The sequence below is a fragment of the Xanthomonas sp. BRIP62418 genome (genome assembly GCF_003993495.1).
Taxonomy (GTDB): Bacteria; Pseudomonadota; Gammaproteobacteria; order Xanthomonadales; family Xanthomonadaceae; genus Xanthomonas; species Xanthomonas euroxanthea.
In genome coordinates this window covers 1-26,405 of sequence record NZ_QEZG01000036.1, presented here as the reverse complement: position 1 = coordinate 26,405, position 26,405 = coordinate 1, and the positions used below count along the sequence as shown (strand labels likewise).

Below are 26,405 nucleotides of genomic sequence, written 5' to 3'. Positions count from 1 at the left end.
GTTCGAATCACGTTGCGTCCGACCAGTTCCCCGCGCAAGCCGAGCGAAACGCTTTCAATAAAGCGGCCGACTAACTTCCTGGTGCGATGAGGGCACCGCGCCCTCGATTCACCGGGCTTTTGATTCACGCATCCTGTCGCGACTAGATGACGCCCTGGGCCTATGGATTCGTTGCTCTACATTGCGTCCCGATGAGGCCTAGGCACTGCGGACAGAGCACTTGCAGCACGGCTGATCCGCGGGCTGGTCGCAGGGGCCTCGCCCGCTCCAACGGCTGCATCACCGGATGTCGTGAGGAATACCTACCCTCGGGGGGGCGCATGGCGGCCGGCCGGGTAGGTGGCCGCGTCGATGGCGTTTGTTAAGCTCCGGGGCTTGTGTCCAGATCAAGGCCTGACCAGATGACTGCATCCCCCGCCGCGCGCCGCCTGGGCCTGCCCCTGCATTGGAAGATGGGCATTGGCTTCGCCGTCGGTCTGCTGCTGGGTCTGGCGGTCTACTACCTGGCCGGCAGCGATGCCGACTGGGTGCGTATGGTGACCAGGTACGTCACCACTCCGTTCTCGCAGATCTTCCTCAATCTGATCTTCATGCTGATCGTGCCGTTGCTGTTTTCGGCATTGGTGATGGGCATTTCCGAAATGGGCGACATCCGCGCGCTCGGGCGGGTGGGGTGGCGCACCCTGGGTTACACCATCGTGTTGTCCGGCGTGGCGGTGTTGCTGGGGCTGGTGTTGGTCAATGTGCTCAAGCCTGGTGCGGGCGTGGATCCGCAGCTGGCCAACCAGTTGATCCAGCAGAACGCTGAGCGCACCCGCGAAATCATCTCCAGCTCCGGCACCCAGCCGCAGGGCATGGACATGCTGCTGTCGATCGTGCCCAGCAACGTGATCGCTGCGGCGTCCAGCAACGGTGCGATCCTGTCGCTGATGTTCTTTGCGGTGATGTTCGGCGTGGGCATGGTGCTGACCGCCGATGAAAAAGTGGCCACGCTCAAGCGCGGCATCGAAGGCATCTTCGAAATCTCGATGACCCTGATCGGCCTGGTGATCCGGCTGGCGCCGTATGCGGTGGCCTGTTTCATGTTCAACCTGGCCGCGCTGTTCGGCTTCGATCTGTTGATCCGTCTGGGCGCTTACGTGGGCGTGGTGGTGCTGGCGCTGGGCCTGCACATGGTGGTCAGCTACGGGCTGGCGGTGAAGTTCGCCGGGCGCTCGCCGATCGGCTTCTTCCGGCAGACCCAGGAGGCCACGATGATGGCCTTCTCCACCGCCTCCAGCAACGCCACCCTGCCGACCGCCCTGCGCGTGGCCGACGAGATGGGCCTGCCGCCGCGGGTGTCGCGCTTCGTGCTGACCGTGGGCGCGACTGCCAACCAGAACGGCACCGCCTTGTTCGAAGGGGTGACGGTGATCTTCCTGGCGCAGTTCTTCAACGTGGACTTGAGCCTGGGCCAGCAGTTCATGGTGATGCTGGTGTGCATCCTGGGCGGCATCGGCACCGCCGGCGTGCCCTCCGGCTCGCTGCCGGTGGTGGCGTTGATCTGCGCGATGGTCGGGGTCAACCCGGTCGGCATCGGCATGATCCTGGGCGTCAATCACTTCCTGGATATGTGCCGGACGGCGCTGAACGTGACCGGCGATCTGGCGCTGACGACCCTGGTCGCCAAGGGCGAGGAATAGGGAATTGGGAATCGGGAATGGGTAAAGCCGGCTGTTGCGATCGGTACGTGTAATGGGAGGTCATGCCACACCGGGGGGAGAGTTGCGGTGCGAGCAGCGATAGCGGCCAACCTGCAACACTGCATCCGATTCCCCATTCCCAATTCTCCATTCCCGACTCCCCATCCCCCTAACGCGCTCTGTGGGAGAATAAGCGTCTCCGCTTCCAGCGGTGTTCCCCTCCGCTTCCATAGACGCCCATGACCCAGCCCACCCGCCGCCAGCTGGCCAACGCCATCCGTTTTCTCGCCGCCGATGCGGTCGAAGCCGCCAAATCCGGCCATCCCGGCATGCCGATGGGCATGGCCGATATTGCCGAAGTGCTGTGGAACGATTTCTTCCGGCACAACCCGAACAACCCGCAGTGGTTCAACCGCGACCGTTTCGTGCTGTCCAACGGCCACGGCTCGATGCTGCAGTACGCGCTGCTGCACCTGTCCGGCTACGACCTGCCGATCGAGCAGCTCAAGCAGTTCCGCCAGCTGCACAGCAAAACCGCTGGCCATCCCGAGCGCAGCGAAACCCCCGGGGTGGAGACCACCACCGGTCCGCTCGGGCAGGGCTTTGCCAATGCGGTCGGGTTCGCGCTGGCCGAAAAGTTGCTGGCGCAGCGCTACAACCGCCCGGAGCTGGAAATCGTCGACCACCGCACCTGGGTGTTCATGGGCGATGGCTGCATGATGGAAGGCATTTCCCACGAAGCCGCCTCGCTGGCCGGCACCTGGGGCCTGGGCAAGCTGGTCGCGTTCTGGGACAACAACCAGATCTCCATCGACGGCAACACCGCCGGCTGGTTCAGCGACAACACCCCGGAGCGTTTCGAGGCCTATGGCTGGCATGTGATCCGCGATGTGGACGGACATGACGCCGAGAAGATCAAGGCCGCCATCGAGACTGCGCTGGGCAATACCGACAAGCCCACGCTGATCTGCTGCCGCACCAAGATCGGCTTCGGTGCGCCGAGCAAGGCCGGCAAGGAATCCTCGCATGGCGCACCGCTGGGCAAGGAAGAACTCGAGGGCGCACGCAAGGCGCTGGAATGGCCGTACGGCCCGTTCGAGATTCCCGAGGAGATCTATGCTGGCTGGCGCGCCAACGGCACCGGCACGCTGCGTCAGGCCGAGTGGGAGCAGCTGTTCGACAAGTACGGCAAGCAGTATGCGGCCGAAGCTGCCGAGCTGACCCGCCGCTCGCATGCCGAGCTGCCGGCCGACTTCATCGCCCAGGCCGATGCCTATATCGCCAAGGCACAGCAGGACGGCCAGACCATCGCCTCGCGCAAGGCCTCGCAGCTGGCGATCGAAGCGTTCGCGCCGTTGCTGCCGGAACTGATCGGCGGCTCGGCCGATCTGGCGCATTCCAACCTGACCTTGTGGAAGGCCAGCAAGTCGGTGGCCACCGATGACCCGAATGCCAACTACGTCTACTACGGCGTGCGCGAGTTCGGCATGACCGCCATTGCCAACGGCCTGGCGCTGCACGGCGGCTTCATTCCGTTCGACGCCACCTTCCTGGTGTTCAGCGATTACGCCCGCAACGGCGTGCGCATGAGTGCGCTGAATCCGGCCCACGCCATCCATGTGTACACGCACGACTCGATCGGCCTGGGCGAAGACGGCCCGACCCATCAGCCGGTGGAACACCTGGCCTCGCTGCGCTACATCCCCAACAACGATGTGTGGCGCCCGGGCGATGCGGTGGAGTCGGCGGTGAGCTGGAAGGCCGCCATCACCCGCAAGGACGGCCCGAGCTGCCTGGTGTTCAGCCGCCAGAACCTGCAGCACCAGCCGCGCAGCGACGAGCAGCTCAAGCTGATCGAACGCGGTGGCTATGTGCTGGCCGATGCCGAAGGCGGTACGCCCGACGTGATCCTGATCGCCACCGGGTCGGAAGTCGGGCTGGCGGTGGAAGCCAAGCAGACCCTGGACGCGGCCGGCCTGAAGACGCGCGTGGTGTCGATGCCGTCGACCGATGTATTCGATCGCCAGGATGCGGCCTATCGCGAGTCGGTGCTGCCGAATGCGGTGCGCAAGCGCGTGGCGGTGGAAGCGGGCGTGACCGGTTTCTGGCGCAAGTACGTGGGCCTGGATGGCGACGTGGTCGGCATCGATACCTTCGGCGCCTCGGCACCGGCGGATCAGCTGTACGCGTACTTCAAGATCACGGCCGAGCATGTGGTTGCGGCGGCCAAGGCGCTGTAAGGCCTTGCGTATTGCCTGAAGAAAGCCGGCGAAAGCCGGCTTTTTTTGTGGGGCTCGTGCGCGAAGGGGGGCATCGTGCAACGGACCCATTGCACGCGTCAGTGCGCGTCGTCGGCCAGCGCTGATGCGCGATCCTTGTCAGCGCCTGTAACTGCGCATCCCGCATCGGCGGATTGGGATCGTGCCCGATGCGTGGTAGCACGAGGTTGCCTGGTCTGGGCAGACAGTCCATCGAAACAGGTCGTGTTGCTCTCCTTCGGGACGGCCGGATCCGGTCTGCGCTGGTGGATTGCTATTGCTATGGCGATGGCGGACGGCGGGGATGCAGATTGATCTGCGGGCCCCACAGCCAGGTAGCGCTCGCTTGTGTCAAGCCGATGCTAAAAAAATGTCAATCCGGCTGTTTAAAATGTGAATCATTCCCATTAAAATGGCGCGCTGCCGGTGGTCCGGCACAGCGTTCCTCCCCCCTGTTGCCGGCGCGGCGTCTTCGCAGCGCGTGGTCTGACCCGTCTGCGTTGGAGTCCCCGATGATCCGTAGTACCGAATTGCGTCTTGCTTCCGTGGGCGCGCGTCGCCATGTCCTGCCGCGCGCGCTGCTGGCCGCGCTGTGCACCATGGCCGCCGGTCAGGTGCTGGCCGAGACGCCTGCTGCCGCCCCCGATGCCGAGGTCACCACGCTGGACCGGCTGATCGTGCAGGGGGAACAGGCCAAGGGCTACACGGTGGAGAAGACCACCGCCGGCACGCGCATGGACCTGTCGTTGCGGGAGATTCCGCAGTCGGTGACCGTGATCACCCGCGACCGCATGGACGACCAGAACCTGCAGAGCATCACCGACGTGCTCAACAATGTCACCGGCATCTCGGTGGCGCAGAGCGACAGCGAGCGGCTGGAGTTCTACGCACGCGGCTTCTACATCGACAACTACCAGTTCGACGGCATCCCGGCCTACATGGAGCAGGCCTGGAGCTACGGTGACTCGGCGCTGGACGTGGCGCTGTACGACCGCGTCGAAGTGGTGCGTGGCGCCACCGGCCTGCTCACCGGCTCGGGCAATCCGTCGGCCTCGATCAACCTGGTGCGCAAGCATGCGCTCAGCCGCGACTTCACCGGCACAGTGTCGGTGGGTGGCGGCGATTTCAACAAGACCCGCAGCGTGGCCGATGTCACCGTGCCGCTCAGCCCCAGCGGCAACGTGCGCGCACGGGTGATCGGCGTGTACCAGGACGGCGAGTCGGACATGGACCGCTACAACCTGCGCAAGAAGATCGGCTCGGCCATCATCGACGCCGACCTCACCGACAGCACCTTGCTGAGCGTGGGTTACGAGTACCAGAAGAAGGAATCGGACGATGTCACCTGGGGCGGCTTCCCGCTGTTCTACAGCGATGGCACCCGCACGAGCTACGATCGTTCGTTCAACCCGGCGACCGACTGGACGTTCTGGGACACGCGCCTGCAGCGCACCTTCGCCAGCCTGCAGCAGAGCTTCGACAACGGTTGGACCCTCAAGGCCAATCTGAGCCACGAGAAGACCGAAGCGGCCAATCACCTGTTCTATCCGTTCTATACGATCTTCGGGTTCGACCGTGCCACCGGCGGCGGCGTGGTGCCGTACTCGGGCAACTACCTGACCGAGCGCAAGGCCGATGGTGCCGACGTCTATGCCGAAGGCCCGTTCCAGCTGTTCGGCCGCGAGCATCAGCTGGTCGCCGGTGCCAGCTACAACCGCCGCGAGTACGTCAACAACGGCACCTTCGATTTCCCGGCGGCACTTGACAGCTACTTCGGCTGGACCGGCGCGTACCCGGAACCCAACTGGAGCCCACGCACGGTGCAGAGCGACGGCACCATCAAGCAGAAGGCCGCCTATGTGGCTGCACGCTTCTCGCTGGCAGATCCGCTGACGCTGCTGGTGGGTGCGCGCTATACCGATTGGCAGATCGATGGCCGCAACTTCGATTCGACCACGCAACGCCTGGTGCCGTTCTCCGACACCCAGACTGAAGTCACCCCGTACGCCGGCCTGGTCTACGATATCAACGACGTGTGGTCGACCTACGTCAGCTACACCGAAATCTTCAATCCGCAGACGCTGCGCGATGCCAATGGCGGCTACCTGGATCCGTTGAGCGGCAAGGGCTACGAGGCTGGCGTCAAGGCCGCGTGGTTCGACGACAGGCTCAATGCCTCGCTGGCGGTGTTCCGTATCGAGCAGGACAACCTGGGCGTGGCCACCGGCGGCTTCGTCCCCGGTAGCAGCGAATTTGCATATGAGGCCGCCAACGGCGTGGTCAGCGAAGGCTTCGATTTCGAGGTGTCCGGGCGGGTGACCGAGGGCTGGAACACCACCTTCGGCGCCTCGCACTACACCGCCCGCGATGACAACGGCACCTCGATCAACACGCATCTGCCGCGCACCACCCTCAAGCTGTTCAACAGCTACACCCCGCAGGGTGCGTGGAGCGATCTGACCGTGGGCGGCGGCGTCAACTGGCAGAACCGCTCGTACTACGTGGATCCGGCCTACGGCACCTTCCAGCAAGGCGCCTACGCACTGGTCAGCGCCTTCGCGCGCTACCGGCTGTCGCCGCAGTTCTCGGTGCAGCTCAACGTCGACAACCTGCTCGACAAGCGTTACTACGCGCAGTTCAACGGTGGCTATGGCGCATGGGGCGCATCGCGCAACGGCATGCTGACCTTCAACTACACGTTCTGATCGCTGACCAGGCCGGGCGCGCTTTCAGCGCCTGGCCTGCCACTGCAACGATGCAGGCACCTCGCAACAGGTGCCTGTTTTCTTGTCTGTAGCCTGCGGGCCGATCCTAGGTCTGTTGCGCGTATTGCATTGCCTGCGCTGCATGCGGGGATTGGTGTGCTTCAGTGGAATCGATCTGGTGCGCAAGGCGCTGATGGCCTGTCCCGCCGGCGTCGGCGTGCTGCAGGGCCGCTTCCACACGCGCATGCGCGCCGACGTGCCGCAATCGCATCCACGGCGGGCTAGGGCTGCAACGGCTCCAGATGCGGCGCCATCACCTCTGCAACCCAGTCCATGAACGCACGCACGCGTTGCGGCAGATGGCGACGCTGCGCGTAGAGCAGCGTGACCGGCATCGGTTCCGGTGCAAGGTCGGCAAGCACTTCGATCAGCGCGCCGCTGTCCAGATACGGACGCAGCGGGCTGGCCGGCGCCTGGATGATGCCCAGGCCCGCCAATGCCGCAGCGAGATAGGCATCGCCGTTGTTGACCGTGACCGGCCCGCGCATCGGCAGCAGCTGGTAGGCGTGTCCGTCGTGGTACTCGAAGCCGGGCGAGCGCTGGCCCAGTGTCGGCACGTAATGCACCAGGTCGTGGTGTGCCAGCTCGTCCAGGCGCTGCGGCATGCCCCGTCGTGCGAGGTAGCCGGCACTGGCGCAGCTAATGATGCGAAACGCGCCGAGCGGCCGTGCGACCAGGTTGGTGTCTTCGAGCGTGCCTACGCGCACCACGCAATCGAAGCCTTCGCGCACCACATCCACGCGCCGGTCAGTGCCGCTGATTTCCACTTCCAGCTGCGGGTGCTGCGCCAGGAACCCGGGCAATGCGGGAATCGCGAATGTGCGCGCGATGCCGGAGGACATATCCACCCGCAGGCGCCCACGCAGCTGGCTGCGTTCGCGCTGAAACATGCTCTGCAACTCGTCCATGTCGTCGAGCAGGTCGCGGCTGCGCTGGTAGAACGCGGTGCCGTCGCCGGTGAGTTGCACGCGGCGCGTCGTGCGATGCAGGAGTTGCGTGCCGAGCGAGGCCTCGAGCCGCTGTACGGCGGTGGAGACGCTGGCTTTGGGTAGCCCCAGCGTGTCGGCGGCACGCGTAAAGCTGCCGAGCTCGGCCACGCGCAGGAAGGCGCGCAGCGACTCCAGGGTGTCCATCGATTGGTCGAGGTTCTTGAACGGTGCAATCAGGTTGGACCGATTTATGCGGCATGGCAAGCGCAATAGTCTTGGCACGGTCAGGCGCTGTCACGCCCATCTCGCGGTCACGGCTGGTTTGTTGATCGCTCCACATCGCATGCAACACGCACCGGAGTCCATCCATGTCGACCACCACACCGATCACCCTGATTACCGGCGGCAGCCGCGGCCTGGGCCGCAATGCCGCGCTTGCGCTCGCTGCAGACGGCAGCGATATCGTGCTGACCTACCGCAGCCAGGCAGATGAGGCGGCTGCGGTGGTCGCGCAGATCCACCAGCTCGGCCGCCGCGCGCAGGCATTGCCGCTGGATGTTGCCGACACCGCGTCGTTTGCGGCATTCGCCGCGCAGTTGAAGCAGGTGCTGGCCGGTTGGGATCGCACGCAGTTCGATGCGCTGGTCAACAACGCGGGCGCCGGGTTGCATGCGGCCATCGCCGACACCACCCCGGCGCAGTTCGACGCACTGGTCAACCTCCATCTCAAGGGGCCGTATTTCCTGACCCAGGCGCTGTTGCCGCTGATCGCCGATGGCGGACGCATCCTCAATGTGTCCAGTGGCCTGGCACGCTTCGCGCTGCCCGGTGCATCGGCTTACGCGATGATGAAAGGCGGCGTGGAAGTGTTCACCCGTTATCTGGCCAAGGAACTGGGGGCGCGTGGCATTCGTGCCAATACGCTGGCGCCGGGCGCGATCGAAACGGACTTCAACGGCGGGACCGTGCGCGATAACGCCCAGGTCAACGCGATGGTGTCGTCGGTCACGGCGCTGGGACGGCCAGGACTGCCGGACGATATCGGGCCGGTGGTTGCTGCGTTACTTGCGCCGGGGACGGGGTGGATCAATGCGCAGCGCATCGAGGTATCGGGCGGGATGTTGATCTGAATGCGAAGGCCTGCGCATCACGCGCAGGCCTCTGACTGCATCGCCACGTCGTGCATCACTGCAGGGGTTGATCGCCATGCAACACGGGATAGGGATTCAAGACCTCTCCCTTCCACCATTGTTTTTCCGGTCCCAGGCGATGGATCTCGAAGTGCAGATGCGGCGCGGCAGGATCGGCATTGCCGGTGCTGCCGACGTAGCCGATGATCTGGCCGCGCCTGATCGACTGCTTTTCCGCCAGACCGTCGGCATAGCGCTCCAGGTGCGCATAGTAGTAGCAGTACGTCCCGGCCGGGTCGAATTGATAGATGGTCAGGCCGCCGCGTTCGCTGTTGAACAGTTTCTCGACCGTACCGTCTGCCACCGCAATCACCGGCGTGCCGGTCGGCGCAAGAATGTCGATGGCGTCGTGCACGCGGCCTTCGCTGCGTGCGTCGGTAAACGTATTCTGCAGCTGGCCGCTGCTGATGCCTTGCACCGGAATCAGCAGGCCGCTGTCTGCACTTGCAGCGTCAGGCGAGGGTGCGGATGCCGCCACGGTTGGTGCGTCTGCCGCACCTGCCGTTCCGGTGGAGGGCGACGCGGCAACGGCGGGAGCAGCGGCAGCCGGAGCAGCAGCGGAGGATGCCGCCGGCCCGGCGCCTGCCGTTTGGGCCTGCGCTGCCACCGCAGACGCAGTGGCAGAAGTGGGTGCCACCGCCGCCTGCGGGGCCTCGCGTTCCAGCCACCAATAGCCGGCCGCACCGAGCAAGACGCCCACTACCAGCATCATCAGCAGTTTCATGCTTACTCCTGCATCACCACCGGCATGGACGGGCCAACCACGCTGGCCAGGTTGACCACGTCCCAGTTGGTCAGGCGCACGCAGCCATGCGATTCGGTCTTGCCGACATGGCCCGGTTCCGGCGTGCCATGCAGGCCGTAATGCGGTTTGGACAGATCGATCCACACGCGGCCAACCGGATTGTTCGGGCCGGAGGGCAGGGTGGCCTTCTGGTCCCCCTTCTTCGCGTCCCAGAACAGCTTGGGGTTGTACTTGAACACCGGATCGCGCGCGACGCCCAGCACCTTCCAGCGGCCGATCGGCAGCGGATCGTGCTTGCTGCCGGAAGACACCGGGAACTGCGCGTATACCTTACCGTCGGCATCGAACAGGCGCAGCGTCGATTCGGACTTGTCGACCACCAGCTTGGCCGGCTTGGCCAACGGCGGGACACCGTCGATGTTCGGCACCTGGATCACGCCGCCGGCCTTGTTCAAGTCCACGCCGGGGTTGAGTTGGCGCAGCAGCTCCGGCGCGGCATGGAACCGTTCGCCCAGCGCCTCGTCCACAGAGGTATAGCCCAGTGACGTCAGCTTGGCCTGTTCGGCCGGTCCCTTCGGAATCGGCTGGAACGGTCCGGCCACATCGGCATCGGTGAGCGTGTATTGCACCAGCGCCGGCGTGCTGTCGGCCTGCAAGGCCTGCCAGGTGGCGTCATCCAGCTCGCCGGTCACCTTGATCTTGTGCGCAGCCTGAAATCCCGACACGGCGCGCTGTTGATTGGAGCCACGCTCGCCATCGATCTGTCCCGGCGAGAAATGTGCGCGATCCAGCAACACCTGTGCATGCAGATCCGAGCGCGGACCAGTCGGCACGACGGTCGCAGCGGGCGTTGCTGCCGGGGCAGGTGCGGCGGCGGGCTGCGGCGCTTGCGCCAGTGCGGACAGGGAGGTGCCCAGAGCAAGGGCGAGCAAGCAGGCGCGAGCGTGGATGCGTGGTGGCATGAGCAGGTCCGAAAGAGGCATGCGCGCACCTTGCCCGAGCCGCCTGCGTGGTCTGTGTGAAATGGCTGCACCGGGACTGACTGACGACGCAGTTCCGATGCGAAGCGTGCGTGGATATCTGTGATTTCTCTTCCGCGCAGCTGTCGATGCGATGCGTCCGCCTGGCTGGGTTTCTTCCCGGGCGATGGCGTGCGTCGTGCACGATGCAGCAATCGATCGCCCGGGTGTCAGTCAGGCGATCGATTCGAGAGCAGTGCAAACCCGGTCCCTGCAGCGGCAGACATCGCGCCGCAGCTGTCCGCCGATCCGCCGTCAGTAGGTGTAGCCCAAGGTCAGCATGTACACCCGTCCGGTCTGCACATAGGCGCCGTCGGCACCGGGGTCGTAGGCCATGTAGCGCTTGGACCTGCCCTGGGTTTCGTAGAACGTGGCGGCATTGAGCAGGTTCTTGGCCGACACCCCCACATCGACATGGTGCGGCAGGTGATAGGTCGCAGTGAAGTCCAGCGATTTGACCGGTTGCAGGTAATAGTTGAGCCGGTCGCTGGTCAGCCCAAGCAATTGCAGACCGGTGTAGTTGTAGCTCAGGTCGGTGCGCAGATGCGTATCGTCGTAGAACAGATCCAGGTTGTAGATGCGCTCGGGTGCACGCGGCAGCCAGGTCTTTTCCGGTTGATCGCTGCGTTTGCTGTCCGCCTGGCTGTGCTGCAGCGTGAGGTTGGCGCTGACGCCAACGTTGCTCCACAGTCCCGGCAGTCCCTGCAGGCGTTTGTTCGCTGCCAGCTCCAGTCCGTAGAGGGTTGCGGTGCCGCCGTTCTGCGGCATGGTCACCGGCACGCCGTTTTCGAAGGTGGTGCCGGTCGGTACCAGCCCGCCCAGCGTGTTGTCGTTGCTGGTGGCCGATTGCGAGGTGTAGATGAAGCCGGTGATGCGCTTGTAATAGGTCGATGCGCTGAGCACGCCGCCGCTGTGGTCGTAGAATTCGGCAGAGAGATCGGCGTTGTCGGCCTTGCTCGGATGCAGGTCGGGGTTGGGCTTGGAGATGCCCACCACCTGCTGGGTGTCGTCGATGGTGTACACCGTTTCGCCGGAAATCAGGCCGAATGCCGGGCGGCTGAAACTGCGGCGCAACGAGGCGCGGTAGACGGTGAGATCATCCGGGCGATAGTTGACGCTGATGCCCGGCAACACCTGTCCGTAGGTGCTGCCGGTGCCGACGAAGCTGCCGGTGCTGCCGTCGCCGCTGGACTGCCACGATTGTGCCGAATAGCGTGTCAGCTCGTAGCGCACGCCGGGCAGCACGCTCACCGAGCCCACATGCAGCGCGGCCATCGCATAACCGGAATAGATCGCCTCGGTGCTGGAGGTGGTGTTGGCGTTGTAGTCGTTGGCGGTATAGACACCGGCGCCGTTGGGATCGTTGACGTACTTGTAGGGCAGTGCCTGCGCGAGCATCCAGTTGCGGTCCAGCAGCTTGAACGGGCCGGCGTAGCGGCCATCGAAGGCGTTATAGGTGACGCGGCCCGGGATCGCGCTCAGCGCTGGCCCGCCGGCGGTGGGGAAGGCGTAGTTGGGACCACCAAAGTAAGGCCCGTTGGTGACGAAGTTGCCGTCCTTGTGGAAGAACGGGTGATCGTAGGCGCCGCGATCGGAGTGGTCGGCAGACAGGCCGAGCTTGACGCTGTCCAGCACATCGCCATCGGCCTGGTAGGTGATATCGGTGTGCGCGTTGATGCGGTTGTCGTGGCTGCCGGCGTCATGCCCCTGCACCTTCCACAACAACGAGGAATCCAGGTTGTAGAAGAAGTCCTGCAGGGCAGGCGTGCTCGGCGCGATGCTGGGATAGCGCGGGTTACTGAGATCGAAGGCGAAGCTGCCGGGCGTAAAGCCATACAGACTGGCCGACACGTAGTCCGGACGGCTGCGGGTGCCGCGACCGACCGAGCTGCCGTAGTCGAAGCGCAAGCGCTCCAGCGTGGTCTGGCCTCCCAGCTGCAGCGTCGCCAGTTTTTCGTCGATATCGTGCGTGTTGAAATAGCCGCCGCGCACCGCGGTGGGCTGGTTGCGATAGGTTTCCAGGCGCGCGCTGGATTGGTCCTGTTGTCCGGTGACGCCGTAGCTGCCGTAGATGGCACGCGCATACAGCGCGCTGTTGTCGCCTTGCCAATCCAGCGAGAGATTGCCGCCGTAGCGCTCGATCTGGCTGGTGTAGAGGCTGTACTTGTAGCGGGTGCTGATCAACGGCCCGACATCGCGCAGGTCGGTTGCAGCGGCCAATGCGGGATCGGCCGGCAGGTATTTGCTATTGGGCGCCGGCGCCTGCGCCATGTTGTTGTTCTTGCCGTAATACGCCGATGCGTAGAGGCCGAAGGCATGGCCATCGCCGAATTTCCAGGCCAGCTCCTGCTGGAAGGTGCCGCCGGTGTGCTTGCCGCCCAGCTTCGAAGCCAGCGCGTTGAACTGGCCCTGCGCGGTGCTCTTGGCGTAGAGATCCTGGCCGAAGTCGAAGGCATTGGGCGTGCGCATGTCGATCGCGCCGCCGATCGAATCGCCGGGCATGTCGGGCGTGGGGGATTTGGACACCTGCACCGACTGGATGCCGAACGGCGCCAGCATGTTCAAGGAGATCGCACGTGTCGACGAATCGGTTTCCGGCATGCCGAAGCCGTTGAGCGTGTAGGCGTTGTAGCTGGCGTCCATGCCGCGAATGCTGACGTAGGCGTTTTCGCCGGTGGTGGCCTGGCCCAGATGCATGTCGCTGTATGCCGACAGGCCCGGCATATGCGAGACCACATCGGCGATGCCGCCCGAGGGGATCGCATCGATCTGCTGCTTGCTCATCACGCTGTTGACGCTGCTGGACAGGCGCTGTTCGTTGAGCGATCCCGGTGTGGCGGCGTGCTTGGCCTGCACGTTCACCGAATCCAGCGTGGTGGTGGCGGGCTCCGGCGTCTCGGCAAACGCAGGGGCTGACAGCGCCAGCGCGATGGCGCAGGTCAGGCGATGGATGGTGCGGGGGGGCTGCATGCAGTTGGCTCGCGTGGTTGGAGAACGTGGGGTGCCCGGCCCTCGTGACGCGGGTACGGGCGTGCGTCGCCGACGCCTTCCTTTGCGACAGCGCTGTGCTTGGGGCCGGGATTGCGACGACGATCGCGATCGCGACTCAATGCCTGAGGTCGACGCCCGTGCAGCGCGCCTGCGCCAGCTGCGGATTGCAGCGTGCGACGGCATCGCCGTCGAAACGCACCACATAACCGTTGCCGGCCGGCTCGTGTGCGGGGAAGTCGGTGCTGAGCAACTGCGCGCCACTGGCCAGCATGCGGTCGCGGCGGGTGGTGTCGTGTCGCAGCGCTTCCTTCAGGTCTGCGTCGGTCCGCGCGCGTACCAGATAGCCGGCTTTCACCAGCTGGGTGATCGTCTCGGCGGGGCCGTCGTTGAGTTCGGTGAACGCGGCATCGTCGTGGCCAGGCACGGCATTGGTGAAGCACACACGCCCGCGCAGCGACGGATGCCCGGGCAGGTAGCTCGCGCCGGCCGCACGTTGGTCCAGCAGGAACACCACCTTGCCGCGTGCCTGGTCCAACGACGGCCAGCCGTGCGTGCGCACCGCGGCGTTGAGCGTGGCTGCGCTGCCACGCACCTGATCGGGGCTGAGGTACTCGCCGGGTCGAAACACCGAGCGCAGTTCGGCATCCAATGCATCCATCGCCGCCGCATCGAACGGCTCCGGCTGCACGGTCGGAAAGGCCAGTTGCATCAGCGCCTGCTTGGTTTCCAGCAGGATGAAGATCGGAACATGCCCGGGATGCTGCATCGACCACGCGCGCACTTCCTGCAGGCAGGCGATCAACGGCTGGCAGGTACTGCGCTGGTCCACATCCTGCACATGCATGACCTTGAAGCCCGGTTTGTCCATGACCCCGGCCGGTGCGCTTGGCGCTGCGGGTGGCAAGCCGGCCTTGGCGAGCTGCGCGACGATGGCCGGGTGCGCGTAGAGGCCGCCGTTGGCGTCGGCGAAGACATCCAGTTCGAGTTGCCGGACACCATCGTCCAGTTGTTGGGTCAGCGGCGGATGGCGGTAATCCAGCGCCGCGAACAGCTCCGGACTCAGTTGTTGCAGCAGCGTCGCTTCGCTGGGGGCGAAGCCGGCGTGGTAGCTGTTATGGCTGCCGATGTATTGCAGGTCGGTGAGGCGGGGAGCGGCGTGCGCGGTCGCGCCGGCCATCAGCAGCAAGCCAAGACATGCAGCGTTGCGTATGTTGCTTCGCTTCGCACGCGATGGCTTCGTTCTGCGGTCATTGCGTGGATTCAACGCCGAAACAGCGGGGAGCAAGCGCATGCAGCCAGGCCGGAAAGAAGGTACCCGCCATCATCGAGGCCAAATCTGACGCAAGGCTTTCCGCCGTGTTGCCGTCGTGCGTCATATTGCGGAAAACGCGCCATGGCCTCGCGTCTCGCGACACGGACGGCTCAGTGCACTGCGGTTTTCCGCAAGGCATATGCCAGCAGCCGTGCCTGCACGCGCTCGGCACTGCTGCGTGGTGCATCCAGTGCCATCCGCTGCAGAGCGGCGGCACCGCTTGCATCGGCGGTATCGCGTGACAGCAGTGCGCGGCAGAGGGTCATCAGCTTGGCGCTGTTGCCAACCGTTGCGCGTTTGAGCCAGGTCAGGGCGCACAGCACGCGCTGCTCGACCTCGCTGAAGTCGCTGCCGAGCGGGTAGTCGGGCAGGCTGCCATCGCGACGGAACGGCGCCAGCGCCTGTTCCAGCGCCTGCGGCGTGTTGCGTCGTGCACGCGCAGGCAATGCAGGGTTGCCACGTAGCTTGCGCGATGCCTTGGCGCTCGCCAGCAATGCGTCCTGGAAGCGTGCATCGCAGATGCCGGCCATCGCCAACACGCAGTCCTGGTCGGTCTGGTGGCGCAGGTCGGCGATGCCGTACTCGGTGATGTACAGGTCGCGCAGATGGCGCGGGATGGTGGTGTGCCCGTAGTTCCAGCGCACATTGCTCGCTGCGTGCGCACCGGCATCGCGCGTGGCCCGCAGCATCAACGCGCTGCGCGCCTGCGGCAAGGCATGCGCCATCGCCACGAAGTTGTATTGGCCGCCGACACCGGAGACCACACGGCCATCTTCCAGCCCGTCGGACACCGCCGCGCCGAGCGCGGTGGCCATCATGCAGGAGTTGAAGAAGCGCGCATCGCGGCGTTGCAGGCGCTCCAGCGTTTCGTTGCCGCCATACAGCTGGTTGATCTGGCTGATGCGGCGCATGCCGATGGCATCGCGCGTGTCCGCGTCCAGATCGCGCAGCCAGCGGTAGAAATCCGGCGAGCCGAGATAGAACGCGCCGTGCAGAAACTCGCCTTCGCGTGCCAGGCGCGCGTGATCGGCCGCGTCGGCGCCACCGTCGGCGATGCGCTGCATCAGCGGCAGATCATCGTGCACCTTGCGGCGGATCACGCCGCAATCCACGAGCTGCTTGAAACCTTCATTGAGCATTTCGCTGCAGCCATACAGGCCGGTCTCGAACGGCGCCAGGCCACCGCTGGCGCGCACGGCAGGGTGTTGTTCCAGTTCCGGGTCCAGCGCATGCAGCACACGCCGATAGGTGGCGTTGTCGGTGTGTCGCAAGACCAAGGCATGGCTCAGCGCATCGGCCAGGGTGCCGATGCCGATCTGCAAGGTGCCGCCATCGCGGACCAGCGTGCTGGCATACAGACCGATGGCGTAGTCGACGCTGTTCACCGGTTGCCTGGGCAGGCCGAACAGGCGCGGCGACGGACCGGGCAGGTCGATGACCAGGTCGAAGAAGGCCTCCTCCACCGCCGCGGTGCCACCGATCCACGGCAGTTGCGTGTCCACTTCCGCCACCAGCATGGGGCGCGGCAGGCCAAGTGCCTGCACCGCATCCAGCGTGTCCTGGGTGATGTCGTTGTTGCACGACAACGACAGCCGCGTGCCGCCCGGTTCGCGCGCTACTTTCTGCACGATCAGGTTCGGTGCGCGCTGCGCCACTGCGGCAGCAGCGTGGGTGTAGTTGAGACTGGTGTAGTCGGCCTGCGCCTGGGTGGAGTGCAGCAGCCCGCCGGACTGCATGTAGAACTCTTCCACCTGCACATGCGCCGGCAGTGCATCGCGCAGCATGTCATCGACATAGGCAAGGCGCGGGAAGTCCTCGCCGAAATGGCGCGCGATGAACGGGGCCGCAAAGCGCGCCTCCAGCCCCGTGCCCGGCTTGGGCGGGTTGAGCGACAACGCGGTATACAGCGCCAGTGGCCGCGTGGGCGTGTGCTTGAGCTGCGCATATAGCGCGTTCAATAGCCGGTGCGGCTTGCCGATGCCCAGCGGCGCGCCGACACGCAGCGGGCCGTCGAGGCGTTGCAGGATGTGCGCAACAGCGCTGGGCAGGTCGGTCAGGTGGTCAGTCATCGGTGCAGGGTAGCCGAGGCGATGGCGGGGTGGTTACCCGGACTGCCGACAAGGCCGGGTTGATGCACCCGTTGCCGCAAGGCTGTTGGGACGGGCTTGACAGGCCAAAGTTTTACATGCGTAATCGATAAAAATTACGGATGTAATCGCATGCCGATCAGCGAAGCCGAAGCAGTGGTGATGCAGGTGCTCTGGGATGCGGCGCCGCGCAGCGCCGACGACGTGGTCGCCGCGCTGGCTGCCCACAGCAACTGGGCCGAGCCGACGGTGAAGACCCTGCTCAACCGCCTGCTTGGCAAGGGCGCCATCCGCGCGGTGAAAGATGGGCGGCGCTATCTCTACTCGCCGGTGCTGACGCGCGAGCAGTGGGTGCAGCAGCAGAGCGAGGGATTGCTGCAACGCCTGTTCGGTGGGCGGGTGGCGCCACTGGTGGCGCATTTCAGCGAGCGCGGAATACTCAGCGCGTCCGATATCGCGGAGCTGAAACAACTGATCAAGGAGCTGGACGATGAACCCTGAGGCCTGGGTCCTGGTGTCGCGGGCGACGCTGTACATCACCGTCGCGCTGCTGGTCTGCCTGTTCCTGCGTCGCCCGCTGCGCAAGCTGTCGGGTGCCACCGCGGCGTATGCGATCTGGTCCTGCGTCCCGCTGGCCCTGGTGGCGGCCGTGTTGCCAGGCCCGTCTCTCGGCGTGGCGGTGCCGAGGTTACCGGCGCTGACTGCCCTGCCGGCGCTGTCCAGCGTGCAGGGCCAAGGTCAGGCGTGGGCATGCTGGCTGGCGGCAGCGTGGCTGGGCGGCGCGGTGGTGATGGCGTTCGGAGTGTGGACGCGGCAACGGCGCTTCCTGCGCCGCCTGGGGCCGTTGCATCGGCTCGACCACCGGCTCTGGTCGGCCACGCACGATGTCGGCCTTCCCGCATCGCTGGGACTCTGGCGTCCGCGCATCGTGGTACCGGCGGATTTCAGCGTGCGCTACGACGCCGATGAGCGTGCGCTGATCCTGGCGCATGAGCGCATGCATCTGCGGCGCGGCGATCTGCATGCGAATCTGCTGGCAGCGCTGATGCTCTGCATCGGCTGGTTCAACCCGCTGATGCATCTGGCCTGGCGTGCGTTCCGGCTGGATCAGGAGCTGGCCTGCGATGCGGCCGTGCTGGCGCAACATCCGGGCAAGCGCCGCAGTTACGCCAAGGCCATGCTCAAGACCCAGCTTGATGCCGGTTGCACGCAACTGGCCTGTCATTGGGCTGCGTCGCCTCCGTTGGCGCAACGGATCGCGGCACTGCGCGGTTTACCCGCAGCTGCCGGGCATGCGCACTGGCGCGTGGTGATGGTGCTGCTGCTGGCGGCGACGATCAGCACCGCTGCCTGGGCCGTGCAGCCGGCGCGCATTGCGTTGCCGGCACAGCCGGCGCTGGCGGCGGGCAACGCGGTGGATTTTTCCACGATGCAACCGCCGAGGTATCCGGCAGCCGCGGTCGACAAGGGCATCGAAGGTTTTGTCGAACTGCAGATCCAGGTCAGCCCGGGCGGCATACCGGAGCAGATTGCCGTCGTGCAGAGCAGCCCGGCCGGTGTGTTCGATCAAGCGGTGCTGGAGGCAGCGCGTCAGTGGCGGCTGACACCTGCGTCTGCACATGGCAGGGCGATTGCTTCCACGGTGCGCGTGCCGGTGAAGTTCGAACTGGATGCGCCGGAGCAAACGTCCACGGCTGCCGATGCCGGCGCAGCGCGCCCGGATGCACCAGCGTCCAGCCGTCTTGCCGGTTGTGCCTCGGCAGGCTGCGCAATGCAGGAGAAGCCGTGATGCGATTTACTCCGATATGCACTGCAGCCCTGGCGCTGTCGCTCGGCGCATGTGCAACGCAGGGCGTGCAGGAACAGCAGCGCAGCCAGCGCGAAGATTCGGTGGACCAGCGCATGCTGAGCGCGCAGTCGGGCGGTGACGGCGCCTCATCCATCCGGTCTTACACGCTGGCGCCGGCACAGCGTTTCCGGATGCCGCGCGCACTGCGCAGCGATGCGCCGGTGCTGCCGGCCGACTCGCCACGGCAGACCCTGCCGCCGACCACCGTATGCGCGCATGTGATCCTGGCCGCCGACGGCGCGGTGCAGCGCGTCGCCCCCATGTCCGATCGCGACGAATGCGCGGCCGGTCTGCTGCCGGACAACGCCGATCTGCTGCAGGCGGTGCGTACCACGGTGCAGCAATGGCGGTTCGTGCCGGCCGCCCTGTGCACGTTTGCCGCCGGCGTGGCGCAGCCGGCGGCGCTTGACGACTGCAGCGGCGCGATCAGCGAGGAACCGGTACCGGTGACGCTGTCGTTCGCGTTCACCTTCGAAGTACGGCAGGGCAAGGTCAGCGTGCGGCAGGGCAAGGTGGCGCAATGAGCATGCGCATCGCTGTCATCAGAGCATTTCAGGTGCGAAAAGGCGCCGCCGCGAGACTTCTTTGCCGGACAGCATGAAGCGGCCATCGCCGCGGTAATGCACCGTCCTGGGCAGCGCAGGCCGCCTGGCCACCTGCGCGCTCACCACTTCCCAGACGAAGAGGGCGTGGCGGTTGATCTGCCGACCATCGTGCAGGCGGCATTCGAAACTGGCGTAGCACTCGGCGATGGCTGGCGCCGCGACCTGTTGGCCGGGGACGGCAGTCAGCCCGAAGTGGTCGAACTTGTCGATCTGGGCACCGCTGCTGTTGCCAATGCCGATCACGGTGTCGAGCAGCTCGGCGGTCGGCAGATTGATCACGCATTGTTTGCTGCGCCGGACCAGTTCGAAACTGTGGTTGCCGGGAGCGATGCAGCAGGCAATCAGCGAGGGCGAAAACTCCAGCACCATATGCCAGCCCATGGTCATGATGTCGCGTTGGCCCTTGTGGGCCGAGCTCACCAGCACCACCGGCCCGGGTTCGAGGAAGCGGCGCACCTGCTCCACCGGGAATGCATGTTTCCGATACTGTTTCATGGACACACCAGCTGATTGGATGTGGCGATCGACGGTGCCGATGCGCTCATTCCAGCACATGCACGCTATCGGCGATGCGCTGCACTTCATCGGGATTGTGGCTGACGTACAACATCGGCAGGCGGATCTCGTCGCGCACGCGCTGCAGGTAGGGAATCAGTTCTTCGCGGCGCGCCTGATCCAGCGCCGACAAGGGCTCGTCGAACAGCAGGATCGCCGGTTGCGACAACAAGGCGCGGCCGATCGCCACACGCTGCGCTTCGCCCCCGGAGAGGTTGCGCGGCCGGCGTTGCAGCAAGGGCGCGATACCCAGCAGTGCCACCACGTCGTCGAAGCCGAATGGCGCCGCGCCTCGGGCGTGCCGGCCATAACGCAGGTTGCGGCGCACATCCAGATGCGGAAACAGCCGCGCATCCTGAAACACGTAGCCGATCCTGCGCTTGTGCGTGGGCAGGTCCACGCCTTGCCGGGCGTCGTACAGGCAGCGCCCGTCGATGCGGATATGCCCGGCCTGCGGCCGCACCAGCCCGGCGATTGCGTTGAGCACCGTGCTCTTGCCCGCGCCGGAGGGGCCGACCAGGGCCACCACACGGGCCTGGTCCTGGATGTGGACATGCCGTTGGAAATTGCCGCGCTGCAGGTGCAGGTCGATATCGAGCATCAGCCGTCCTCGCGTGGATGCGGTCTGCGCACCAGCCACTCGGACAGCAGCAGCGCCGCCAGCGAGATCGCCAAGGCAACGCCGGCCAGCCGCCACACGCCCGATTCCATGCCCGGCACCTGCATCAGCCCGTAGATGGCCGACGACAAGGTCTGGGTTTCGCCAGGGATATTGGACACGAAGGTGATGGTCGCGCCGAATTCGCCCAGGGCCTTGGCGAACGCCAGCACCATGCCGGCCACCAGGCCAGGCCAGGCCAACGGCAAGGTGATGCTGAAGAACACCCGCCACGGGCCCGCGCCGAGCGTGGCGGCGGCCGCTTCCAGGCGACGATCGGTCGCTTCGATGGACAGGCGGATCGCGCGCACCATCAACGGGAACCCCATCACCGCGCATGCCAGCGCCGCACCGGTCCAGCGGAATGCGAACTGGATGCCGAGGTGCTCCAGCAGCCAGCTGCCGACCGGCCCCTGCGTGCCCAGCACCACCAGCAGCGCGTAGCCGGTCACCACCGGTGGCATCACCAGCGGCAAATGCAGCAGGGCGTCCAGCAGCGCCTTGCCCGGGAAGCGCCGCCGCGCCAGCAGCCAGCCGCAGGCGATGCCCGGCGGCAGGCTGGCGATGGCCGCAACGATGGCGACCTTGAGACTCAGGCCGATCGCGGTCAGCTCCTGCGGGGTGAACATCGACAACGGCGCGCCTCAATCCTGCAACGAAAAACCACGGCGCACGAAGATCGCCCCGGCCGGCTTGCTGCCCAGCCACTGCACGAACGCGGCGGTGCCGGCATTGCTGCTGTTCTTCAACGCGGCAACCGGATACACGATGGCCTCGTGGCTATCGTCGGGGAAGGTGGCAACCACGCGGACCTTGGGGTCGGCGCGTGCATCCGAGCCGTACACGATGCCCAGCGGCGCCTCCCCGCGCGAGACCAGCATCAACGCGGCGCGCACGCTTTCCGACTCGGCCAGGCGATTGCTCACGCCGTCCCAGTGGCCGAGCTTGCGCAGCGCTGCGGCGGCATACTTGCCGGCCGGCACGCTGTTGGTCTGGCCCACCGCCAGCCGACCGCGCTCGCCGAGCGCCCTGGCAATCGCGCCCGGCTGGCGCGGATCCACGCGCAGCCTGCTGCTGGCCGGGGCGATCAGCACCAGGGTATTGCCGAGCAGGTTGTGACGCTGCGCCGGCAGCACCAGGCCGCGCTGCTGCAGATAGTCCATCCATTCCAGGTCGGCCGAAAAGAACACGTCTGCCGGTGCGCCTTGCTCGATCTGGCGTGCCAGTGCAGAGCTGGCGGCATAGGAGACGCGCACGGGCGTGCCGGTCGCCTTCTGGTAGGCGGCCGCGGCCTCGTCCATGGATTCCTTCAGGCTTGCCGCAGCAAACACCGTCACCGGCGCGGTCTGCGCCATGGCCTGGACGGGCAGGGCAAGCATCAGCACGCAGAACGCGCGCTGCCAAAAACCGATCGTGCGCATGGGGGGCTCCAGCAGGGTCAGGCACCGATCATAGCGGCTGCGCGCGATGCGCCGCGTGGCGGCCACGCTGACGCGTCAGCGAACCACCCCGTCACAGCGGCCGGCCTGCAGATTGGTCTGCAATGCCGGCCGGATCAGCCTGGGCTCGGGCAGCGTGGCATCGCGGGCCTGGCGCTGCGCCACGAACGCATCGACCTCCACGCCATCGCGCACATGGATATTGCTGCGCCGCTGTTCGCCGATGCTGGTCTGGTAGGCCACGTCGCGGCCGCCCGGGCCGTAGTCATGGCAGACGAACACGCGCGTGTCCTCCGGCAGCGCGTACATGCGCTGGATCGAGGCAAACAGTTGCCGTGCATCGCCACCGGGGAAATCGCAGCGCGCGGTGCCGGCGTCGGGCATGAACAACGAATCGCCGGGGAACAGCGCATCGCCGATCAGATACGCGATGCTGTCGCTGGTATGCCCGGGCACCGCGATGACACGCACCTGCAGCCTGCCCAGGGCGAAGCGCTCGTCATCGGCGAACAGGTGATCGAACTGCGAGCCATCGGCACGGAAGTCCTCCGGCAGCGCATAGCGTGGCGCGAGCGTCTGCTGCACGTCCCGGATGCCGTCGCCGATGCCGATGCGTGCCTGCGGCCAGTGCTGTTTCAGCCACTGCGCGGCAGACAGGTGATCGGCATGCGCATGGGTTTCCAGCAGCCACTGCACCTGCCAGCCGCGGTGGGCGATGGCATCGACGATCGCCTGCGCGGCGCGCGTGCCGACCGCGCCGCTGTCGGCCGCATAGTCCAGCGCCGGGTCGATCACCGCTGCCGCCCCGGTCGCCGCGTCGGCGGCCACATAGGTGAAGGTGTTGCTGTCGGCGTGGAAGAACGCAAGCACCTCGGGCTGCATCGGCGTCTCCATCTCAGGGCGTGGCCAGCGCCGCGTTGAGCACGGCGGCCAGTCGGTCGCCAGCCTCGCGCAATTGGGTCTCGGCAACCGGACGATAGGTCGCGATGTAGTCGTCCGGCAACACGTGCTTGTCCGGATAGACGCCGAGCGTGATCGCGATCCTGCAGGAGGCCTGCGCCCAGGCCGCGGCCGGGGGTGGCAGCACCGGCGATGTTGCCGCGGTCGCCGGCAACGCCAGCAGGCGTTGCAGATACGCGTCGTCATCAAGCTGGCGGTCGTTGAGCATGCCGCTGTCCCATAGCGCATGCAGGTTGCTGCCCTTGCCAGCGACCTGCAGCTGGAATGCATTGCCGCCCTTGTCGTGCGCGTAGCCGGCATGCATCGGCTGGTGGATGTCGCCGACAAAATGCACCACGAACTTCAGGGCCTGCCGACGCACGTCCAGGGGCTGGCTGCGGTCGGCAAGCAGCGCGGTCTGCCGATCCAGCGCGGCGATCACGCAGTTGCCGTCCGGGCAGTCGCGCGGCGGCTCGTACGTACAGTCGTGCTCGCCGAGATTGACGTAATGCCACGGGCCGGAGCGCTTGCCCAGGTCCGGATCGTGCTCGCGCAATTCGTCGGCCCAGGTGGCGACACCGGCCAGTGTCGGATTGGCGTCGCCTTTCAGCAATTGCGCCACTTGTGCCCGCGCCTGCGGGCTCAGCTCGGTCTCGGCAATGCGCGCCACCAGGCGGTGGCCTTGCGGCCCCCAGGCGAAGGCGCTGATGGGCTGGAATGCCGCGGCAACGGTTGCGGCAAGAAGGAGGAGGCGAGGGGAGAAGGTCTTCATCCGGCAATTGTACGCATCGGTCCGGGACGGTTTGATGGCCGTCCCGGTCCGACCACAGCCACGGCTCAGCGCGGCGTCTGCGGCAGGCTTAGAAATAGACCAGGTACGACACGCCATAGGTCAGCGGATCGATCCGCGCCTTGCCCAGCCGGCTGCCATTGAAATCGACATTGCTGCGCGAATCGGTCCAGCGCGCATCCACGCGCAGGCCGCTGCGCTCGTTGAAGATGTAGTCCACACCGATATGTGCGGTGGCGCCCACCGAATCGTCGAAGCGCAGATCGCCGTTGCCGAAGGCGTCATCGACGTCCTCGCCGACAAACGTGGTGTAGTTGATGCCGACACCCACGAACGGCGACACCGTGCCGTAGCCGTTGATGTGGTACTGCAACAGCACGCTCGGCGGTACCGACCAGTAGCTGCCCACCTTGCCGACGCCCTCAAGCTCCAGATCGTGCTTGCCCGCCACCGCGGCATGCACCTCGATGCCGAGGTTGTTGCGCAGGAAGTATTCGTAGGTGAACGACAGCGTCGGGGCGCCCTTGATCTCGGCACGCGTGCCGCCGAAGCTGCCGCTGTCGGACTTGGGCGAGACATAGCCGGCGCCGTAGCCCGTGGTCCAGTGGCCGGCCGATTGTGCAAGGGCAGATGCGGCCGAGGCGGCCAGTGCGATGGCGAGGGCGGTACGGATCAGCATGCTCATGGAATCCCCGGATAGGTCGGACAGGCGGTCGACGTGGCCAACCTGTCCGCAACTCCGGCGGTGGATTCACGTCCCTGGACGCCAAGTGTGCCAGAGATGCATCGCGCACGCTGCCGGGCTCAGAACCGGTGCACGTAGGCCAGGCCGTAGACCAGCGGGTCGATGTTGACCGTGCCGATGCGGCTGCCGTCGAGGCGCGCTTCGGTATCGATGTCGATCCAGCGCAGGTTCACCCGCAGTGCGCCGCGCTCGCTGAGCTTGTAGTCCACGCCTGCGTGCAGGGCCAGGCCCCAGGAGTCGTCCAGTTCCAGTTCGCTGCCGGCCAGCGCGCCACGCGTGTCGGTGCTGAAGAAACGGGTGTAGTTGATACCCGCGCCAACGAACGGCGAGAGCTTGCCCTGGCTGTTGAAGTGGTACTGCAGCGAAATCACCGGCGGCAGATGCTTGGTGCTGGCGACACGTCCCAGGCCGCGCAGCGCGATGTCGTGCTCGAACGGCAGCGCAGCCAGTACTTCGATGCCCAGGTTGTCGGCAATGAAGTATTCCGCAGTGAAGGTGGGCTTGATGTCCTTGCCGACGTCCGCTTCGAGCGTACCGCCGACCAGGCGGCCGTTATCGGATTTGGGAGCGACCTGGTGGGCACCGACGGCAACGGTCCAGTCGCCTTTGGATTGAGCCAGTGCGGGGACGCTGGCGAAGGCGGCGGCCAGGCCGGCGAGCAGAAGGGTAGAGCGCATGCGCATGGAAATTCCCGTTGTGTGCAGAGGATGGAAGAAGTCTTGGGGCTTTGCCCGATGGATGCCTTGATCCTGATCAATCGCTGCGCGCGCTGCCGCGACAGGTCATGCGCGGAGGTGAGCAGGGACAGGCACCGGCAGCAGCGATCTGCGCCGTGCCGGTGATCGCACCGGCGCATCGCTTCTGCGCTGCGATGCCAGGCGCCTGACGCCAGCGGCGGCGGGGAAGGAACTCCGACGCCTGCATGCGCGGGGGAGCCGGCAGCGAGCGGATGGCGGCAGGGATCGCGCACTTACCTGGCCTTGGCGAGCTTGGGCGCATCCACTTCCGGCATCGCCGAGCTGTGGTGGTTGATGATCAGCCACTTGTCGTCGCGCTTTTCGTACACGAAGGTGTAACGCGCCTGCACCTTGCTCTTCTTGCCGTCCTTGTCGGTCAGCGTGAAGGTATAGACGCCGGCATCCACTGCGCTGTCGTCATCGAGCACGCGCACGGTGCGGTAGTTGACGACGCCCTGCGGCTTCTTGGTCAGGAACATCGCGAAGTATTTTTCGATCTGCGCGCGCGAGGCGCGCACCTCGTTGGACACGGTCGGCAACAACACACCGTCCGGCGCGTACAGATCGGCCACCTTGTGCGGGTTGCCAGTGGCCAGCGCCGCGTTCCAGGTGTCGAACAGCGCAGCGACTTCGCGCGCTTCGCCATCGGTGGGCAAGGTGGCCTTGTCGGTGTAGTGCATCACGCCGCCAGCCAGCGCCGGGGTGGCGGCCAGTGCCAGGACCAGAGAGAGAAAGGTGCGACGCATGGGGGAATCTCCGTTGTGATGGATGGGTGCCTCAGCAGGCACGGCCAGTATCGAAATCCACGGAGCGCCGAAATGCTGCTGTTCGGCATATGCATCGATACGCCTTTCAGCGTATCGATGTGGAACTTAAGTAATTGAAATAAATTGGAAATATCCAAGAAAAAAGCGTATTCCCGATTGCCGCGTTCGTGCCGCACCTCAGATCGTCACGGGCCCTCAAGTCAGGCAGGCGTCAGCCCATACCGCGTCGTGCTTGCAGCGCCGAGCCCATCACCTTGTCGATTGACGCCACCCACACAGCGTGCCCACCTTTCGATTCCCGATTCCCGATTCCCGATTCCCGATTCCCGATTCCCCAATCCCC

General features: G+C 65.8%; 22 protein-coding genes. 7 read left to right on the top strand and 15 right to left on the bottom strand.

The genetic code is table 11. The features are described from left to right. The first annotated feature begins 401 nt into the window (after positions 1-401). From EO174_RS10410 to fhuE, 3 genes are all read left to right on the top strand, one after another. A complete protein-coding gene (locus EO174_RS10410; RefSeq protein WP_206515066.1) occupies positions 402-1,682 on the top strand; it encodes a dicarboxylate/amino acid:cation symporter in 1,281 nt (426 codons plus the stop codon). Between the two features lie 239 nt (positions 1,683-1,921). Further along, complete coding sequence (gene tkt / locus EO174_RS10405; protein ID WP_126944371.1) at positions 1,922-3,922, top strand: transketolase; 2,001 nt, start codon at positions 1,922-1,924, stop codon at positions 3,920-3,922. A 530-nt stretch (positions 3,923-4,452) separates the two neighbouring features. Then, complete coding sequence (gene fhuE, locus EO174_RS10400; RefSeq protein ID WP_126944368.1) at positions 4,453-6,645, top strand: ferric-rhodotorulic acid/ferric-coprogen receptor FhuE; 2,193 nt, start codon at positions 4,453-4,455, stop codon at positions 6,643-6,645. A gap of 281 nt (positions 6,646-6,926) precedes the next feature. On the opposite strand, the gene EO174_RS10395 is transcribed toward fhuE, so the two are convergent. Next, positions 6,927-7,904 (bottom strand): LysR family transcriptional regulator, encoded by a 978-nt coding sequence (locus EO174_RS10395; protein ID WP_164740176.1) that lies wholly within the window; start codon positions 7,902-7,904, stop codon positions 6,927-6,929. Between the two features lie 98 nt (positions 7,905-8,002). Here EO174_RS10395 and EO174_RS10390 point away from each other — a divergent pair, with 98 nt between their 5' ends. Then, complete coding sequence (locus EO174_RS10390) at positions 8,003-8,764, top strand: SDR family oxidoreductase (protein WP_126944362.1); 762 nt, start codon at positions 8,003-8,005, stop codon at positions 8,762-8,764. A gap of 55 nt (positions 8,765-8,819) precedes the next feature. On the opposite strand, the gene EO174_RS10385 is transcribed toward EO174_RS10390, so the two are convergent. The 5 genes from EO174_RS10385 to EO174_RS10365 all read right to left on the bottom strand — a co-directional run bounded on the left by EO174_RS10385 (position 8,820) and on the right by EO174_RS10365 (position 16,960). Continuing rightward, positions 8,820-9,548 carry a M23 family metallopeptidase gene (locus EO174_RS10385; protein ID WP_126944359.1) on the bottom strand — a complete coding sequence of 243 codons (729 nt, stop codon included), beginning with the start codon at positions 9,546-9,548 and terminating at the stop codon, positions 8,820-8,822. A 2-nt stretch (positions 9,549-9,550) separates the two neighbouring features. Beyond that, a complete protein-coding gene (locus tag EO174_RS10380) occupies positions 9,551-10,474 on the bottom strand; it encodes a L,D-transpeptidase (RefSeq protein ID WP_184650477.1) in 924 nt (307 codons plus the stop codon). A 369-nt stretch (positions 10,475-10,843) separates the two neighbouring features. Next, positions 10,844-13,558, bottom strand: a complete 2,715-nt coding sequence (locus EO174_RS10375) for a TonB-dependent receptor (RefSeq protein WP_126944353.1) — start codon at positions 13,556-13,558, stop codon at positions 10,844-10,846. A gap of 136 nt (positions 13,559-13,694) precedes the next feature. After that, entirely contained in the window at positions 13,695-14,756 is a 1,062-nt protein-coding gene (locus tag EO174_RS10370) for a phosphatidylinositol-specific phospholipase C1-like protein (RefSeq protein WP_126944350.1), read from the bottom strand. Between the two features lie 245 nt (positions 14,757-15,001). Beyond that, on the bottom strand, positions 15,002-16,960 hold the full coding sequence (locus tag EO174_RS10365) for an acetyl-CoA hydrolase/transferase C-terminal domain-containing protein (RefSeq protein WP_164740167.1): 1,959 nt from the start codon (positions 16,958-16,960) through the stop codon (positions 15,002-15,004). Positions 16,961-17,110: 150 nt separating this feature from the next. On the opposite strand from EO174_RS10365, the gene EO174_RS10360 reads away from it, so the two are divergent. Genes EO174_RS10360 through EO174_RS10350 form a run of 3 tightly spaced genes read left to right on the top strand, consistent with a single transcriptional unit; the run spans position 17,111 to position 19,351 of the window. Continuing rightward, positions 17,111-17,479, top strand: a complete 369-nt coding sequence (locus EO174_RS10360) for a BlaI/MecI/CopY family transcriptional regulator (RefSeq protein WP_164740166.1) — start codon at positions 17,111-17,113, stop codon at positions 17,477-17,479. Then, the gene (locus tag EO174_RS10355; RefSeq protein WP_126944344.1) at positions 17,469-18,767 is read left to right on the top strand and encodes a TonB family protein; all 1,299 of its coding nucleotides are present in this window, start codon (positions 17,469-17,471) and stop codon (positions 18,765-18,767) included. The genes EO174_RS10360 and EO174_RS10355 overlap by 11 nt, the downstream gene beginning before the upstream one ends. Then, positions 18,767-19,351 carry a hypothetical protein gene (locus EO174_RS10350; protein ID WP_126944341.1) on the top strand — a complete coding sequence of 195 codons (585 nt, stop codon included), beginning with the start codon at positions 18,767-18,769 and terminating at the stop codon, positions 19,349-19,351. The genes EO174_RS10355 and EO174_RS10350 overlap by 1 nt, the downstream gene beginning before the upstream one ends. Positions 19,352-19,369: 18 nt before the next feature. Here the strand turns inward: EO174_RS10350 and EO174_RS10345 are convergent, their stop codons facing one another. The 9 genes from EO174_RS10345 to EO174_RS10305 form a co-directional block, all read right to left on the bottom strand. After that, positions 19,370-19,927 carry a flavin reductase family protein gene (locus EO174_RS10345; RefSeq protein WP_119127520.1) on the bottom strand — a complete coding sequence of 186 codons (558 nt, stop codon included), beginning with the start codon at positions 19,925-19,927 and terminating at the stop codon, positions 19,370-19,372. Positions 19,928-19,973: 46 nt separating this feature from the next. After that, positions 19,974-20,588, bottom strand: a complete 615-nt coding sequence (gene modC, locus EO174_RS10340) for a molybdenum ABC transporter ATP-binding protein (protein WP_115677306.1) — start codon at positions 20,586-20,588, stop codon at positions 19,974-19,976. Beyond that, positions 20,588-21,274 carry a molybdate ABC transporter permease subunit gene (gene modB / locus EO174_RS10335; protein WP_172454204.1) on the bottom strand — a complete coding sequence of 229 codons (687 nt, stop codon included), beginning with the start codon at positions 21,272-21,274 and terminating at the stop codon, positions 20,588-20,590. Before modB ends, modC begins: the two co-directional genes overlap by 1 nt. A gap of 15 nt (positions 21,275-21,289) precedes the next feature. Continuing rightward, positions 21,290-22,066, bottom strand: coding sequence for a molybdate ABC transporter substrate-binding protein (gene modA, locus EO174_RS10330; RefSeq protein WP_126944321.1), 777 nt, complete (start codon positions 22,064-22,066; stop codon positions 21,290-21,292). Positions 22,067-22,141: 75 nt separating this feature from the next. Next, a complete protein-coding gene (locus EO174_RS10325; protein WP_119127986.1) occupies positions 22,142-22,966 on the bottom strand; it encodes an MBL fold metallo-hydrolase in 825 nt (274 codons plus the stop codon). 13 nt (positions 22,967-22,979) lie between these two features. Next, positions 22,980-23,912, bottom strand: a complete 933-nt coding sequence (locus EO174_RS10320) for a S1/P1 nuclease (protein ID WP_241240003.1) — start codon at positions 23,910-23,912, stop codon at positions 22,980-22,982. Then, positions 23,884-24,498: an OmpW family outer membrane protein gene (locus EO174_RS10315; RefSeq protein ID WP_126944315.1), complete on the bottom strand. Its 615-nt coding sequence runs from the start codon at positions 24,496-24,498 to the stop codon at positions 23,884-23,886. Before EO174_RS10315 ends, EO174_RS10320 begins: the two co-directional genes overlap by 29 nt. 119 nt (positions 24,499-24,617) lie before the next feature. Beyond that, positions 24,618-25,241: an OmpW family outer membrane protein gene (locus EO174_RS10310; RefSeq protein ID WP_119127524.1), complete on the bottom strand. Its 624-nt coding sequence runs from the start codon at positions 25,239-25,241 to the stop codon at positions 24,618-24,620. A gap of 287 nt (positions 25,242-25,528) precedes the next feature. Next, entirely contained in the window at positions 25,529-26,041 is a 513-nt protein-coding gene (locus EO174_RS10305; protein WP_115677302.1) for an SgcJ/EcaC family oxidoreductase, read from the bottom strand. Positions 26,042-26,405: the final 364 nt, after the last annotated feature.